General features: G+C 67.8%; 10 protein-coding genes. 1 reads left to right on the forward strand and 9 read right to left on the reverse strand.

Features of this window, described 5'->3' with window-relative positions; all coding sequences use genetic code 11:
- Positions 1–3 precede the first annotated feature (3 nt).
- The 3 genes from AVAK2825_RS06525 to AVAK2825_RS06535 all read right to left on the reverse strand — a co-directional run bounded on the left by AVAK2825_RS06525 (position 4) and on the right by AVAK2825_RS06535 (position 3,220).
- Positions 4–930, reverse strand: coding sequence for a hypothetical protein (locus AVAK2825_RS06525; protein WP_284395374.1), 927 nt, complete (start codon positions 928–930; stop codon positions 4–6).
- A gap of 139 nt (positions 931–1,069) precedes the next feature.
- Positions 1,070–1,477, reverse strand: a complete 408-nt coding sequence (locus AVAK2825_RS06530) for a GNAT family N-acetyltransferase (RefSeq protein ID WP_349817161.1) — start codon at positions 1,475–1,477, stop codon at positions 1,070–1,072.
- A 717-nt stretch (positions 1,478–2,194) separates the two neighbouring features.
- Positions 2,195–3,220 (reverse strand): sodium-dependent bicarbonate transport family permease, encoded by a 1,026-nt coding sequence (locus tag AVAK2825_RS06535; protein WP_284395377.1) that lies wholly within the window; start codon positions 3,218–3,220, stop codon positions 2,195–2,197.
- Between the two features lie 73 nt (positions 3,221–3,293).
- Here AVAK2825_RS06535 and AVAK2825_RS06540 point away from each other — a divergent pair, with 73 nt between their 5' ends.
- Positions 3,294–4,199, forward strand: a complete 906-nt coding sequence (locus AVAK2825_RS06540) for a LysR family transcriptional regulator (RefSeq protein ID WP_284395379.1) — start codon at positions 3,294–3,296, stop codon at positions 4,197–4,199.
- A 66-nt stretch (positions 4,200–4,265) separates the two neighbouring features.
- Here the strand turns inward: AVAK2825_RS06540 and AVAK2825_RS06545 are convergent, their stop codons facing one another.
- The 6 genes from AVAK2825_RS06545 to AVAK2825_RS06570 all read right to left on the reverse strand — a co-directional run bounded on the left by AVAK2825_RS06545 (position 4,266) and on the right by AVAK2825_RS06570 (position 13,730).
- Entirely contained in the window at positions 4,266–4,892 is a 627-nt protein-coding gene (locus tag AVAK2825_RS06545) for a LysE family translocator (RefSeq protein ID WP_284395381.1), read from the reverse strand.
- Positions 4,893–5,005: 113 nt separating this feature from the next.
- Positions 5,006–6,442 (reverse strand): NAD-dependent succinate-semialdehyde dehydrogenase, encoded by a 1,437-nt coding sequence (locus tag AVAK2825_RS06550; protein WP_284395382.1) that lies wholly within the window; start codon positions 6,440–6,442, stop codon positions 5,006–5,008.
- Between the two features lie 186 nt (positions 6,443–6,628).
- Positions 6,629–8,119, reverse strand: a complete 1,491-nt coding sequence (locus tag AVAK2825_RS06555) for an efflux transporter outer membrane subunit (protein ID WP_284395385.1) — start codon at positions 8,117–8,119, stop codon at positions 6,629–6,631.
- Between the two features lie 20 nt (positions 8,120–8,139).
- Entirely contained in the window at positions 8,140–11,379 is a 3,240-nt protein-coding gene (locus AVAK2825_RS06560; protein WP_284395388.1) for an efflux RND transporter permease subunit, read from the reverse strand.
- 25 nt (positions 11,380–11,404) lie between these two features.
- Positions 11,405–12,652 carry an efflux RND transporter periplasmic adaptor subunit gene (locus AVAK2825_RS06565; protein ID WP_284395390.1) on the reverse strand — a complete coding sequence of 416 codons (1,248 nt, stop codon included), beginning with the start codon at positions 12,650–12,652 and terminating at the stop codon, positions 11,405–11,407.
- 232 nt (positions 12,653–12,884) lie between these two features.
- Entirely contained in the window at positions 12,885–13,730 is an 846-nt protein-coding gene (locus AVAK2825_RS06570; protein ID WP_284395392.1) for an alpha/beta hydrolase, read from the reverse strand.
- Between the last annotated feature and the right edge of the window lie 40 nt (positions 13,731–13,770).

The raw sequence follows: 13,770 nt of genomic DNA on the forward strand, positions 1-13,770 counted from the left end.
GGTTTAATTTTTCCGCAAAGATTCGATGATTTTTTGTGATTCGACACGCCCCAGATCCCGTTGCTCTTTAGAAATTCCGGATTCAGCTCTATTGAGAAAATCGCTTTTGAGCAGAGCTTGGCGTTTCGATTCATCACGACCGACCAAATAATGCCAGGCGTGCGCATAAGCGTACGAGCGCACGGGATCGTAAAGATCACTGAAAACCGCACCGGGACGTTCAGTTACGGGCTTGTTGTCGTACACATCCGAAAGAAGCAGCAAGGCACCTATCTGCCCTTGCTGCGCAGCCACGTTCAACCATGAAACCGCCTGTGTCTGCCACTCTTTAACTCCTGGATTTTCAAGGGTCTGGGGCCCAGTGGTTGCGCCCCATCTGCCTAAAGGTCCCGCCGTATAGAAAGCCACCATCGCGTCCAAATCACCGTCTCTGGCCCAACTGCCGAGAATCTCCGAGCGCAATTCGTAGTCAGCATCCGAAAGGCGGGCGCACATCTCGCTTTGCGTCTTCACCATAGAGTCAAGGGCAGCAGTTTGGACAGTTACACCTGTACGGCTCTTTTCTGCCACCGCTGCTTCCCTGTTTAGCTCCGTAGAAGCACAAAAAGAGAGTCCTGCAATGACTTCCTCCTGAATTGACCGACCCTTTTTTCCTTGACGATAATCCACCACACCTTGCCAAACGGGGCGTATCGGCATTTTCAAACCGTTGACAAGCACCTTGGCACTGGCAGGCTGGGAAGCATTTTTATCATCCCTACCCAATGCGCCGGAGGCACTGGCACTCAAAGGCTGGAGATTTAAATTCGCAACAGGAGCGATTTTTGTAGATCTATTGACTGGCAGGGCGTCGCCTTCCCAGTGGGCCACTGTTACTGCACCTGCGGCAATTAATAATCCACCAACGATGAATATCTTACGACTTTTCATTAGAAAACCTTTTTTGCATTTTCATCTCGACGACTTCTCACTCTCTCACTATCAAAATATTTGCCCGCATCAATATTAATGGCTTTCAGGCTTCGATTTTGCGGGCAGTAGCATCGCTTCAAGGCGGCTGATTCATCGCTCAGGAATGGGGCGTTGCTTCTTGGAATGGGTGTGAATGTGGCTGAAGGTGTGCCCAACGCTCTGACTCAAGCGCCATCTCCGACACAGAAAGTTGCGGAGTGAAATGAACACCAATGCAACTCAGACTTCTGGCAAATTTCCAAAAGCCACAGGAACTGGAAAGTTCTCTCACCACGGTGATTGGAATTTTGTAGTTTTGGGCAAGGTAATTCAGCAACGCAGTGCCGTACCCCTGCCTCCGATACGCGCTAAAAATTTCAACGTTATACACGTAGACACGATCATTCAAGGGTGATACCGCATAACAAGCCTCTCCCACAGTCGTTCCCTGCTGGTTCTTGATGACGGCTTTCACGTCTGGATTGGGAGCCGTGAAAGTCATGTCGTAAATTCTGGTCACATCCATGGTGATTTTTGGAACGTGAGCCAGCCTACATTGCACGCGCCATCTGGACAAAATGCTGATCATCTTATTCTCCCCATAATTTATACAAATACGAAGCAAGTCTTCGAAGACCCTGCCCAGGCAGAGCCAGGCATGCTAATCATTGGGTGTTTTTCGCCAGCACCCTATAAGCGTTTTAAATAACGCCAAAGCCATTAGCGTGTCGAACTCTAACGGTTTAAGATTTGATCGCCCAAAGCAATTTGTTGCAAACCGTTTTGCTGGAGATATTGATCGCTCGAGAGCAATGGCCGGCGCCAAGGAAATCACGGCACACAGCACGTTCTGTCAGCATTCATAGTTGAGTCGAGGGGTTTCCAGGCCTGGGGACGGCGGAGCAGCCAAGCGCCAATGTTGCCGACGAAGTCCCTGGCGGTACCCCGAACAGCATGGCTGCTCGCGCTGTGCACACCAGCCCCGAGCACGCCGAACTGGCAGCGTGCCTGGCCCTGCGCCGGCACAGCAAACGTCGGAGAACCGACAGCCCCGTGCAGGCGCCGCGACAGCAGGTGCGTTCTTGAGCAAGCGCGTAAAGACGTAGCCCGGTCTCTCATGCGCCATACACCGCGTGGTGCACACCACCGGTGCCTGGCGCGCGGCGACTGTTTCTACGGCCAACGCCGCACCTACACGATGACGGGCACCTACCGGTTCTGATGACGCCCCCGCACCGGGGCCTCACCCCAGCCACCACCGTGCCAGGGCGCCGTACAGCGGAATGCCCAGCACGAGGTTGAAGGGAAAGGTGACGCCCAGGGACAGGCCCACGTAGAGCGCCGGCCGGGCCTCGGGCATCGCGTGGCGCAGCACGGCGGGCACGGCGATGTAGGAGGCGCTGGCGCCCAGGACGGCCAGCAGCGTGGCCTCGGGCACCGCCAGGCCCGCCAGCTTGGCCAGCCCCAGGGCCAGCAGCCCGTGCGCCACCGGGCCCACCACGGCGAACAGTGCCAGCGGCAGGCGCTGCGCACCCAGCCCGGCCAGGCCCGGGAGGCTGCGCGCCGTCATCAGGCCCATGTCCAACAGGAAGAACGCCAGCAGGCCCTTGAACAGGTCCACGGTGAAGGGATGCATGGCCTGTTCGCCCTGCGCACCCGTCAACAGCCCCACCAGCAGCGCCCCCAGCAGCAGCACGGCGCCGCCGTCGGTCAACGCCTCGCGCAGCACCGGGCCCAGTGGCGAGCCCACCCGCGCCGACCCGATGCCCGGGCCGCCGGCCATCACGGCCTGCGATCCCACGGCAATGGGGGCCACCGCGGCCGGGGCACGAAGCCAATGCGCCATCACCACCGCCAGCACGATGGCAGGCGACTCCATCAGCGCCATGGCCGCGGCCATGTAGCCGCCGGCGGGGGTGCCCTGCTGCTCCAGCAGGTGGCTGGCGGTCACGAAGGTCACGGCACTGACGCTGCCGTAGGTGGCCGCCACGGCCGCCGCATCGAAGGGCGGCAGCAGGCGGCGCAGCACGCACCATGCGATGGCCGGCACGGCGACGGCGAGCACCAGGGCACTGACCAGGGCGGCGGAGACCTGCACCGTCCAGCCGGACTGGGCCAGGGCGAATCCGCCCTTGAGGCCCAGCGCCATGAGCAGGTACAGCGACAGAAAGCGCGACAGCGGCGCGGGAATCTCCAGGTTGGAGCGCAGCAGCCCGGCCGCCAGGCCGAGCACGAAAAACAGAATCGCGGGATCGAGCAGGTGTTTCATGGGGCGCGATGCTAGGCGGCAACGGCGATGAAGGAAAATCGATACTGTCGATCCGACCCATCGAGATTTCTCTATGCATGCCACTTTCCGCCAATTGCAGATCATGCTGGCCCTGGCCGAGACCGGCTCCATCACCGGGGCCGCGCGCCACTGCCATGTGACCCAGCCCACGGCATCGATGCAGCTCAAGGAGCTGTCGGACGCCATCGGACTGCCGCTGTACGAGCGTGTTGGCCAGCGGCTTCACCTCACCCAGGCGGGCGAGGCGGCGGCGCAGACGGCACGGGCCATCGCGGCCGACTGGGAGGCATTGGAGCAGCGCGTGGCCGCGCTCAAGGGCGTGAGCCAGGGCCGGCTGCGCATCGCGCTGGCCAGCACCGCCAAGTACTTCATTCCGCGCATGCTGGGCCGCTTCTGCGAAGAGCATCCGGGCGTGGACGTGGCGATGCAGGTGCTCAACCGCGATGGCGTGGTGCAGCGCCTGCTGGCCAACGAGGACGATCTCTACATCCTGTCCATCCCGCCACGCGGCGTGCCGCACGACCGGCAGGTGCTGCTGAGCAACCCGCTGGTGGTCATCGCCGCGCACGACCATCCGCTGGCCGCGCGCCGGCGCGTGCGGCTGGAGCAATTGCTCAAGGAGCCCTTCATCCTGCGCGAGACGGGTTCGGGCACACGGCTGGCAACGGAGGAGCATTTCAAAGCCCTGGGCTTCGCGCCGCGGGTGCGCCTGGAGCTGGGGAGCAACGAGGCCATCAAGCAGTCCGTGGCGGCACGCATGGGCCTGGGGCTGGTGTCGCGGCATGCGCTGGCCGCAGACCCTGCCAGCGAAGGCGTGGCCATCCTGGCAGCGGAGCGCATGCCCGTGCCCTCGTCGTGGTACGTGCTGTGGCCGCAGGGCAAGCGGCTGTCGCCCATCGCCGAGACCTTTCTGCGGCAACTGCTGCAACAGGCGCGCGGGTGGGAAGTGCACTCCTGAAGCCACCGGGCGGCGCGCGGTGCCATAGCTATGGCATCCACAGCGAGCCGCGCGACGCGGCGGCCTTCAGCGGCCCGCGATCATTTTCACGCCCAGGCCCACGAACACGGTGCCGGCAATGCGGTCCAGCCACAGGCCGGCGCGCGGCCTGCGCTGGAGCCAGGCGCCGATGGCTCCTGCAAAATAGCCCAGCAGCCCGAACAGCACCGCCGCCTGCAGCGTGAACAAGAGCCCCAGCAGGCCCAGTTGCAGGGCGACGTTGCCTTGCGCCGGCACCACGAACTGCGGCAGGAACGACAGGAAGAAAAGCACCACCTTCGGGTTGATCGCATTGGCGAGCATGCCCTTGAAGAACAGGCTCCAGAGCGACTGCGCCGGTGCGCCCGTGGCATCGACGCGGCCAGCGCCCGGGCTGCGCAACGCCTGAATGCCCAGCCAGATCAGGTACGCACCGCCCAGCCACCGCAACGCCGTGAAGGCGACGGGCGACGCGGCGATCAGCGCGCTCACGCCCACCACGGCCAGCAGCGTGTGGCTCAGGCACCCCAGCGCGCAGCCCAGGCCGAACACGATGCCCTGCCAGCGCCCCCTGGACATTCCCATGCCCAGCACCAGCAGGTTGTCGGGACCGGGCGTGGCCGTGATGAGCACGGCGGTGAGCAAGAACGCGAGCAGTTGGGCGAAGGTCAGCATCGGACGATGATATGCGCGCACTGCGCCCTCCTGCCCGGACCCGGGCGTGCCACCAACCCGGGCAAAAAAAAGGCCGCGCTGTGCAGCGCGGCCTTTCGACGAAACGGTGGGGATCACACGTTCATGATCGACACGAGGCGCGTGTTCAGATGGGCCTCGACCGCTTCGGAGCCACCTTCGGAGCCATAGCCCGAATCCTTCAGCCCACCGAAAGGCAGTTCTGCCGCTGGAGCGGCGGCCTGGTTGATCCAGAGCATGCCCACTTCCAGGCGCTGGGCCAGCAGGTGCGCGTTCTTCAGCGAGCGCGTGAAGGCGTAGCCCGCCAGGCCGAACGGCAGGCGGTTGGCCTCGGCGATGGCGTCCTCGATCTTCTCGAAGCCGCGCACGGCGGCCACGGGGCCGAAGGGCTCTTCGTTGAAGATGCGGGCCGACAAGGGCACGTCGTTGAGCACCGTGGGCTGGAAGAAATTGCCTTCGCTGCCGATGCGTTCGCCGCCGGTGGCCAGTTGCGCGCCCTGCTGCACCGCGTCGGCCATCAGGTCGGCCATGGCGGTGATGCGGCGCGGGTTGGCCAGCGGGCCCATCTGCGTGCCGTCGGCCAGGCCGTTGCCCACCTTGAGGCCCTGCGCGTGGCGCGACAGCGCGGCCACGAACTCGGCGCGGATGCTTTCATGCACCAGGAACCGCGTGGGCGAGATGCACACCTGGCCCGCGTTGCGGAACTTGGCGCCGCCGGCGGCCTTGATGGCCAGCTCGACATCGGCGTCTTCCGCCACGATCACCGGAGCGTGGCCGCCCAGCTCCATGGTCACGCGCTTCATGTGCTTGCCGGCCAGGGCGGCCAGTTGCTTGCCCACGGGCGTGGAGCCGGTGAAGGTCACCTTGCGGATGATCGGGTGCGGGATGAGGTAGTTGGAGATTTCCGCCGGGTCGCCATAGACTAGGCCCACGGCGCCCGCGGGCACGCCGGCATCGGCGAAGGCGCGGATCAACTCGGCCGGGCTGGCCGGGGTTTCTTCCGGCGCCTTCACGAGGATGGAGCAGCCGGCCGACAGGGCCGCGGCCAGCTTGCGCACCACCTGGTTGATCGGGAAGTTCCAGGGCGTGAACGCCGCCACGGGGCCCACGGGGTCCTTCACGACCATCTGGCGCGCGGCCAGGTTGCGGGACGGCACGATGCGGCCATACACGCGCTGCGATTCGTCGGCGAACCACTCGATGATGTCGGCGGAGGCCATGGTTTCCATGCGGGCCTCGGCCAGGGGCTTGCCCTGCTCCTGCACCATGATCGCGGCGATGGCGTCGGCGCGCTCGCGCATCAGGGCGGCGGCGCGGCGCATGGTCTTGGCGCGGTCCACCGCGGGAATGTCGCGCCAGGCCTCGAAGCCCTTTTGCGCGGCCTCCAGGGCACGGTCCAGGTCGGCCTTGCCCGCATGCGCCACGCGGCCGATTTCCTTGCCGGTGGCGGGGTTGTGCACGGCGATGGATTTGCCGTCGGCGGCGTCCTGCCATTGGCCGGCGATGAAAAGGCGGGTGCTGGGGTAACTCATTGTGCGAATGCTCCTGCTGTCGGGGGTGGGTGGAAGGAAGAAGGGGGCGAACCCCTGCCGCGGCGGACCCGCCCGCGCGGCGCCAACGGGCAACTATAGGCCGGTTCGCCGGGCCGTGCAGTCCGCGCGGTTACATCCCCAAAGCCCGTGCGGGGCCAGGCCGTGCACACACGGGTACCCGGCGGATCAGGGCCGCGCTGCCGCCACCTGCGCGGGCGCGTCGCCCCAGCCACCGCCCAGCGCGCGGATGAGCCCCACCGTCGCCGTGTACTGCGCGGTGCGCACCTGCAGCGCCTGGCGGCGGTTGCGCAGCTCGCTGCGGCGCGCATCCAGCAGTTCGAGCTGGCTCACCAGGCCGTTGCGGTAACGCGAGTCCGACAGCTGCGTGGCGCGCGCGGCGGCCTGCACGGCGCGGCCCTGGGCCTCGGCCTGGCCCGCCAGCAGGCGCAGGGCCCCCAACTGGTCCTCGACCTCGCGGAACGCGGTGAGCACCTGCCCCCGGTGCGCGGCGAGCGCCCCTTCCAGGCGGGCGCGGGCGCCCTCTTCCTGCGCGGCGCGCTGGCCGCCGTCGAAGATCGGCAGCGACAGCAGCGCACCGATGCCCCACGACCGGGCCGACCACTTGAACAGGTCGCCCAGCTCGGGCGAGGCATAGCCGCCGTTGCCCGTGAGCGTGACGGCCGGGAACCACGCCGCCTGCGCCACGCCCACGCGGGCCTGCGCGGCCAGCACCGAGGCCTGCGCCGCCGACACGTCGGGCCGGCGCGCCAGCACCGTGCCGGGCACGCCGGCCGGGATCACGGGCAGCACCGCTTCGCCAGCAGCCGCCGCGCCTGCACTGCCCGCGGGCGCCACGGCGAAGCCGCTCGCCACGTCGCCCACCAGCACGGCCAGGGCGTTGTTCAGCAACACCTGCTGGCGCTCCAGCGCGAGCGCCTCCGATTCGGTGGCGGCCACTTCCGTCTGCACGCGCGCCAGGTCCAGCTCGGCCACATCACCGGCTTGGTAGCGGCGCTGCGTGAGGCGCAGCGTGTCGCGGTACGCGGCCAGGCTTTCCTCCACCAGCACGCGCTCGGCCTGCACCGCACGCCATTGCAGATAGGTCTGCGCCACGTCGGCCTGCACCATGAGCCGCGTGCTCTGCAGCAGCGCATCGCGTGCCTGGGCGTCGAGCCGCGCGGCATCGCTGGCCTGCGACAGGCGGCCGAACAGGTCGAGCTCGTACGACACGTTCAGGCCCGCCGTGGCCAGCGTGGCCGGCACCGGGCCGCCCGTGGCGGTGTTGGCGCCCGCCTGCCGCGATACGCCGGTGGACACGCCGACCTGCGGGGCGCGGTTGGCATCGGCCGAGCGCAGCAGCGCCCGCGCTTCGGCCAGCCGCGCGGCGGCCTCCTGCACGGTGGTGTTGCCGCGGCCGGCGCGCTCCACCAGGCCGTTCAGCACCGGGTCCTGAAAGCCCAGCCACCATTCGCCGCGCGGCTGTGCCTCGGCGGGGGGCGCGGTGGTCCACGACCGCGCGCCGTCGGCCTCGCTGAACGTGGCCGGCAAGGCCACGCCCGCGTGCTCGGGCGGCGGGGCGAGCGGGGTGCCCATGCAGCCGGCCAGCACCAGGGCGGCCGCCAGGGGCGCCAGGCGGGACCAGGACGGCAGGGAAATCGACATCAAGGGGGCAGTCATCGCAAAACTCCTTCGCTCGCTCATTCGTCATGCCCGCGCGGCGACGCCAGCACGGGGTGGGCCACGGCGCCAGGGCCGGTCCCGGGGGTATCGGTCAGGGGCGCGGTGTGGCTGCCGTGCTGCTGCAGCGGCCGGTTGCCGGCCAGGCGGCGCAGCGCCACGTAGAACACCGGCGTGAGGAACAGGCCGAAGGCCGTCACCCCGATCATTCCGGCGAACACCGCCACGCCCATGGCGCTGCGCATCTCGGCGCCGGCACCGGTGGACAGCACCAGCGGCAGCACGCCCATCACGAACGCCAGCGACGTCATCAGGATGGGGCGCAGCCGCAGGCGGCTGGCCTCGATGGCGGCCTGCACCGGCGTGCGGCCGGCAAACTCCAGTTCGCGGGCGAACTCCACGATCAGGATGGCGTTCTTGGCCGACAGCCCCACCAGCACGATGAGCCCGATCTGCGTGAACACGTTGTTGTCGCCGCCTGACAGCCACACGCCCGTCATCGCGGCCAGCAGGCCCATGGGAACGATCAGGATGATGGCGATGGGCAGCGTGAGGCTTTCGTACTGCGCGGCCAGCACCAGGAACACCAGCAGGATGGCGATGGGGAACACCAGCACGGCGGAATTGCCGGCCAGGATTTCCTGGTAGGTCAGCTCGGTCCATTCGAAGCCGATGCCCTGCGGCAGCGTCTCGGCGGCGATGCGCTCGATGGCGGCCTGCGCCTGGCCCGACGAGAAGCCGGGCGCGGGCCCGCCGTTCACGTCGGCCGACAGGAAGCCGTTGTAGCGCATGGCGCGCTCGGGCCCGAAGCTGGGCTCGATCTTCATCAGCGCCGACAACGGCACCATCTCGCCGGTGGTGGAGCGCACCTTGAGCAGGCCCACGTCCTCGGCACGCGCCCGGAAGGCTGCATCGGCCTGCACGCGCACGCTGTAGGTGCGGCCGAACTGGTTGAAGTCGTTGGCATACAGGCTGCCCAGGTAGATCTGCAGCGTCTCGAAGATGTCCGTCACCGGCACGCCCAGCTGCCGCGCCTTGGTGCGGTCGATGTTGGCGTACAGCTGCGGCACGTTGACCTGCCAGCTCGTGAACAGGCCGGCGAGTTCCGGCGTCTGGTACGCCTTGCCCATGAAGGCCTTCACGGCGGCGTCCATGGCTTCGTAGCCCAGCGAGGCGCGGTCTTCGATCTGCAGCTTGAAGCCGCCCGTCGTGCCCAGGCCGGCCACCGGAGGCGGCGGGAACATGGCGATGAACGCGTCCTGGATGCTGCCGAAGGCCTGGTTCAGCTGGCCCGCGACGGCACCGCCGCTCTGGTCCGCGCGGCCGCGCTCGGCGAAGGGCTTGAGCGTGACGAACACGATGCCCGAATTGGAGCTGTTGGTGAAGCCGTTGATCGACAGGCCCGGGAAGGCGATGGCGTCTTCCACGTTCGGGTTCTTCTTGACGATCTCGCCCATGCGGCGGATCACGTCCTCGGTGCGGTCCAGCGTGGCGCCGTCGGGCAGCTGCGCGAAGCCCACCAGGTACTGCTTGTCCTGCGCCGGCACGAAGCCGCCGGGCACGACCTTGAACAGGCCCCAGGTCGCGGCCACCAGCGCGGCGTAGATCACCAGCATCAGCGCCTTGCGGCCGATGACGCGCTTGACGCCGCCGCTGTAGGCCTCGGAGCCGCGGTGGAACACGCGGTTGAACCCGCGAAAGAACCCGCCCAGCACCTTGTCCATGCCGCGCGTCAGCGCATCCTTGGGCTCATGGTGGCCCTTGAGCAAGAGCGCGCTCAGGGCGGGCGACAGCGTGAGCGAGTTGATCGCCGAGATCACCGTGGAGATCGCGATGGTCACCGCGAACTGGCGGTAGAACTGCCCCGTGAGCCCGCTGATGAAGGCCAGCGGCACGAACACCGCCACCAGCACCAGCGCGATGGCGATGATGGGGCCGGACACTTCGCGCATGGCGCGGTAGGTGGCCTCGCGCGGGGTCAGGCCCGCCTCGATGTTGCGCTCCACGTTCTCCACCACCACGATGGCGTCGTCCACCACGATGCCGATGGCCAGCACCAGCCCGAACAGGGACAGCGCGTTGATCGAAAAGCCCAGCAGGTGCAGCACCGCGAACGTGCCCACCACCGACACCGGCACGGCCAGCAGCGGAATGATGGAGGCGCGCCAGGTCTGCAGGAACAGGATCACCACGATCACCACCAGCGCCACGGCTTCCAGCAGGGTCTGGATGACGGATTTGATGGAGGCGCGCACGAACTGCGTCGGGTCGTAGGCGATGCGGAACTCCACGCCCTCGGGCATGTTCTTTTGCAGTTCGGCCATGGTCTTGCGCACGTTCGACGAGATGTCGAGCGCGTTGGAGCCCGGTGCCTGGAACACGCCCATGCCCACGGCCGGGTCGTTGTTGAGCAGCGAGCGCAGCGAGTAGTCGGCCGCACCCAGCTCCAGCCGGGCCACGTCGCGCAGGCGCGTCACTGCGCCGTCGCTGCCGGTCTTGACGATGATGTCGCCGAACTCCTCTTCGGTCTGCAGGCGGCCCTGCGCATTGATCGACAGCTGCATGTCCACGCCGGGCAGGCCGGGCGACTGGCCCACCACGCCGGCCGCGGCCTGCACGTTCTGGCCGCGGATGGCAGCCACCACGTCGGCCGCCGACAGGCCGCGCTGCGCGACCTTCTGCGGGTCGAGCCAGGCGCGCATCGAATAGTCGCCGCCGCCGAAGATCTGCACCTGGCCCACGCCCTGGATGCGGGCGAGCCGGTCCTTCACGTTGAGCACCGCGTAGTTGCGCAGGTAGTCGATGCCGTAGCGGCCGTTGGGCGAGACCATGTGCACGACCATGGTCAGGTCGGGCGCGCTCTTGACCGTGGTGACGCCCAGCCGGCGCACTTCCTCGGGCAGGCGCGGCTCGGCCTGCGAGACGCGGTTTTGCACCAGCTGCTGCGCCTTGTCGGGGTCGGTGCCCAGTGCGAAGGTGACGGTCAGCGTCATCACGCCGTCGGTCGTGGCCTGGCTGCCCATGTAGAGCATGCCTTCCACGCCGTTGATGGATTCCTCCAGCGGCGTGGCCACGGTCTCGGCGATCACCTTGGGGTTGGCGCCCGGGTACTGGGCGCGCACCACCACGGAGGGCGGCGCCACCTCGGGGTATTCGGAGATGGGCAGCGCGCGCAGCGCGATCAGCCCGGACAGGAAGATGAGCACCGACAGCACCCCGGCGAAGATGGGGCGGTCGATGAAGAAGCGGGAGAGATTCATGGTGTTCTTTCGGGGCGCTCCGCGATCACGCCGCGGGCTGCTTGGCGGCGGCGCGGGCCTCGGCGCCATCGCCGGCCATGCCGGCCTTGGCGGTCATGGGCACGTCCTGGGGGGCGACCTGGGCGCCGGGGCGCACGCGCTGCAGGCCGTTGACGACGATGCGTTCGCCGGCCTTCAGGCCCGAGGTGACGACGCGCAGGCCGTTCACCGGCGCGCCCAGCTGCACCTCGCGGTACTCGGCCTTGTTGCCCTCCCCCACCACCATCACGTACTTCTTGTTCTGGTCCGTGCCCACGGCGCGCTCGTTGATGAGCACGGCCTGGGTGTTCTTCACCTGGCCCATGCGGATGCGCGCGAACTGGCCCGGCATGAGCACGCCATCGGCGTTGTCGAACACGGCGCGCACACGCACCGTGCCGCTGCGGGCATCCACCTGGTTGTCGATGAGCTGCAGGTGCCCGGTGTGCGGCGTGCCGCCGGCCGTGCCCGTGCCCATCTGCACCGGAATGCTCTCGATCAGGGTGCGCGCGCTCTTGCCCGAACGCAGGCCCTCCAGCGCCTTCGCCACGATCTGCTCGTCGGTGTCGAAGCTCGCGTAGATCGGGCTCACCGACACCAGCGTGGTCAGCACCGGCGCGCCGGCGCCCGCGGCCACCAGGTTGCCCACGGTGACCTCGATGCGGCCCACGCGGCCCGCGACCGGGGCGCGCACCTGGGTGTAGCCCAGGTTCAGGCGCGCCGTCTGCAGCGCGGCCTGCGCGGCGCGCAGGTTGGCGTCGGCCTCGCGCTGGGCATTCATGCGTTCGTCGTGCTCGCGCTGGGCGATGGCACGCTCTTCCCACAGGCGCGTGGCGCGCTCCATTTCGCTGCGGGTGTAGGACACGCGGGCCTGCGCGGCGACCACCTGGGCCTCGGCGCGGTCCACCTCGGCGGCGTAGGGCGCGGGGTCCACGGTGACCAGCAGGTCGCCCTGCTTGACCAGCGAGCCTTCGCGGAAATGCACGGCCTGCACGGCGCCGCCCACACGCGGGCGGATGTCCACGCGCTGCACGGCTTCCAGCCGGCCCGAAAACTCGTCCCACAGCGCGATCTCCTGCTGCAGCACGGCGGCCACCGAGACGGGCACCGCGGGCGGCGCGGCTTCCGGGGCCGGGGATTCGGCATGCGAGCTGGGCAGCCCGAAGAGCGTGCCGCCCGCGGCGGCGATGGCGGCCGCGGCGCCGGCGGCAGCCCACCAGCGGCGACGGGAAGGGGAAGTGTGTTGCGGGTTCATGGTGGAAGTCCTCCGGGTTTTTTCCAAAGCAAAAGTCGAAATCGATCGGGCAAGGGTTGCCCCTTCCGGCCCACGGGGGCCAGAAAACAAAAGGGACGCAGCTAACAGTGGAAAGGCGGCGAAAGGCGGGTCGTGCGGCTCGCCGAAGCGGATCGCAGTATCAAACCTCAACCGGGGTTGAGGTCAATGCACCCCGCGGGTCAGCGCGCGGGCAGGTCGGTGGTGGTGAGGGTCAGGGCGCAGGACATCGGGTGGCCTCGAAGAAACGGCTGAACTGCGCCTGAACCTCGGGCGCACAAGGGCATTCGCCCGAACCGGGCTGCAGCAGGGCATCGGGCCACTGGTTCGCCTTGGCGAACACGTGCTGCGTGACTTCCAGCCCCGCCGCCTGCAGCCGGTTGGCGTAGGCGAGGGCTTCGTCGCGCATGGGATCGTCGTCGCCCACCAGCACCAGCGTGTGCGGCAGGCCGGCCAGCCGCTGCGCCATCGCGGGCACGGCATAGGGGTGTTCGGCATCGCGGGTGCAGCGCAGGAACTGCAGCCAGCCATCGGCCCACTTGCAGGCGGTCGATTCGCCCATGGCGGCACGCACCGAAGGCGTGGCGCCGCAGGGGTCGAGCATGGGCGACAGCAGGATCTGCCCGGCCAGCGGCGGATGGGACTGGTCGCGCGCCATCAGCGCCACGCCCGCGGCCAGGTTGCCGCCGGCCTCCTCTCCCGCCACGTACACCCCGGCGCCGGGACCGGCCAGGCGGGTGCGGTGCTTGTGCGCCCACTTGAGCACCAGGTAGCCGGCGTCCACCGGCTGCGGGAAGGGATGGTCGGGCGAGAGCGGGTACGCCACCGACACCACCAGCGCGCCGGCGCGCTCCAGCAGCCGGGCCACCGTGCAGCCGTTGTCCAGATCACCCGCCACGAAGGCGCCGCCATGGAAGTGCACCACCAGCGGCAGCGTTTCCTTGGGCTTCTTGCGGCCGTACATGCGCACGGACACTTCCTGCCCCTTGGCCACCTCAATGGTGGTGTCGGTGCAGGTGGAAGACGATGGCGATGGCGACGGGGTGAAGGTGCTGGACATGGCGGTGACCGGACAAGACCGGGTGATGTGAAATGTAGCG

The organism is Acidovorax sp. SUPP2825 (assembly GCF_030158995.1).
GTDB lineage: Bacteria > Pseudomonadota > Gammaproteobacteria > Burkholderiales > Burkholderiaceae_C > Paracidovorax.

What these genes read in the sequence shown, in the direction of transcription:
- AVAK2825_RS06525 (WP_284395374.1), bottom strand. Translation starts at nt 930, where the DNA reads ATGAAAAGTCGTAAGATATTCATCGTTGGTGGATTATTAATTGCCGCA.
- AVAK2825_RS06530 (WP_349817161.1), bottom strand. Translation starts at nt 1,477, where the DNA reads ATGGATGTGACCAGAATTTACGACATGACTTTCACGGCTCCCAATCCA.
- AVAK2825_RS06535 (WP_284395377.1), bottom strand. Translation starts at nt 3,220, where the DNA reads ATGAAACACCTGCTCGATCCCGCGATTCTGTTTTTCGTGCTCGGCCTG.
- AVAK2825_RS06540 (WP_284395379.1), top strand. Translation starts at nt 3,294, where the DNA reads ATGCATGCCACTTTCCGCCAATTGCAGATCATGCTGGCCCTGGCCGAG.
- AVAK2825_RS06545 (WP_284395381.1), bottom strand. Translation starts at nt 4,892, where the DNA reads ATGCTGACCTTCGCCCAACTGCTCGCGTTCTTGCTCACCGCCGTGCTC.
- AVAK2825_RS06550 (WP_284395382.1), bottom strand. Translation starts at nt 6,442, where the DNA reads ATGAGTTACCCCAGCACCCGCCTTTTCATCGCCGGCCAATGGCAGGAC.
- AVAK2825_RS06555 (WP_284395385.1), bottom strand. Translation starts at nt 8,119, where the DNA reads ATGACTGCCCCCTTGATGTCGATTTCCCTGCCGTCCTGGTCCCGCCTG.
- AVAK2825_RS06560 (WP_284395388.1), bottom strand. Translation starts at nt 11,379, where the DNA reads ATGAATCTCTCCCGCTTCTTCATCGACCGCCCCATCTTCGCCGGGGTG.
- AVAK2825_RS06565 (WP_284395390.1), bottom strand. Translation starts at nt 12,652, where the DNA reads ATGAACCCGCAACACACTTCCCCTTCCCGTCGCCGCTGGTGGGCTGCC.
- AVAK2825_RS06570 (WP_284395392.1), bottom strand. Translation starts at nt 13,730, where the DNA reads ATGTCCAGCACCTTCACCCCGTCGCCATCGCCATCGTCTTCCACCTGC.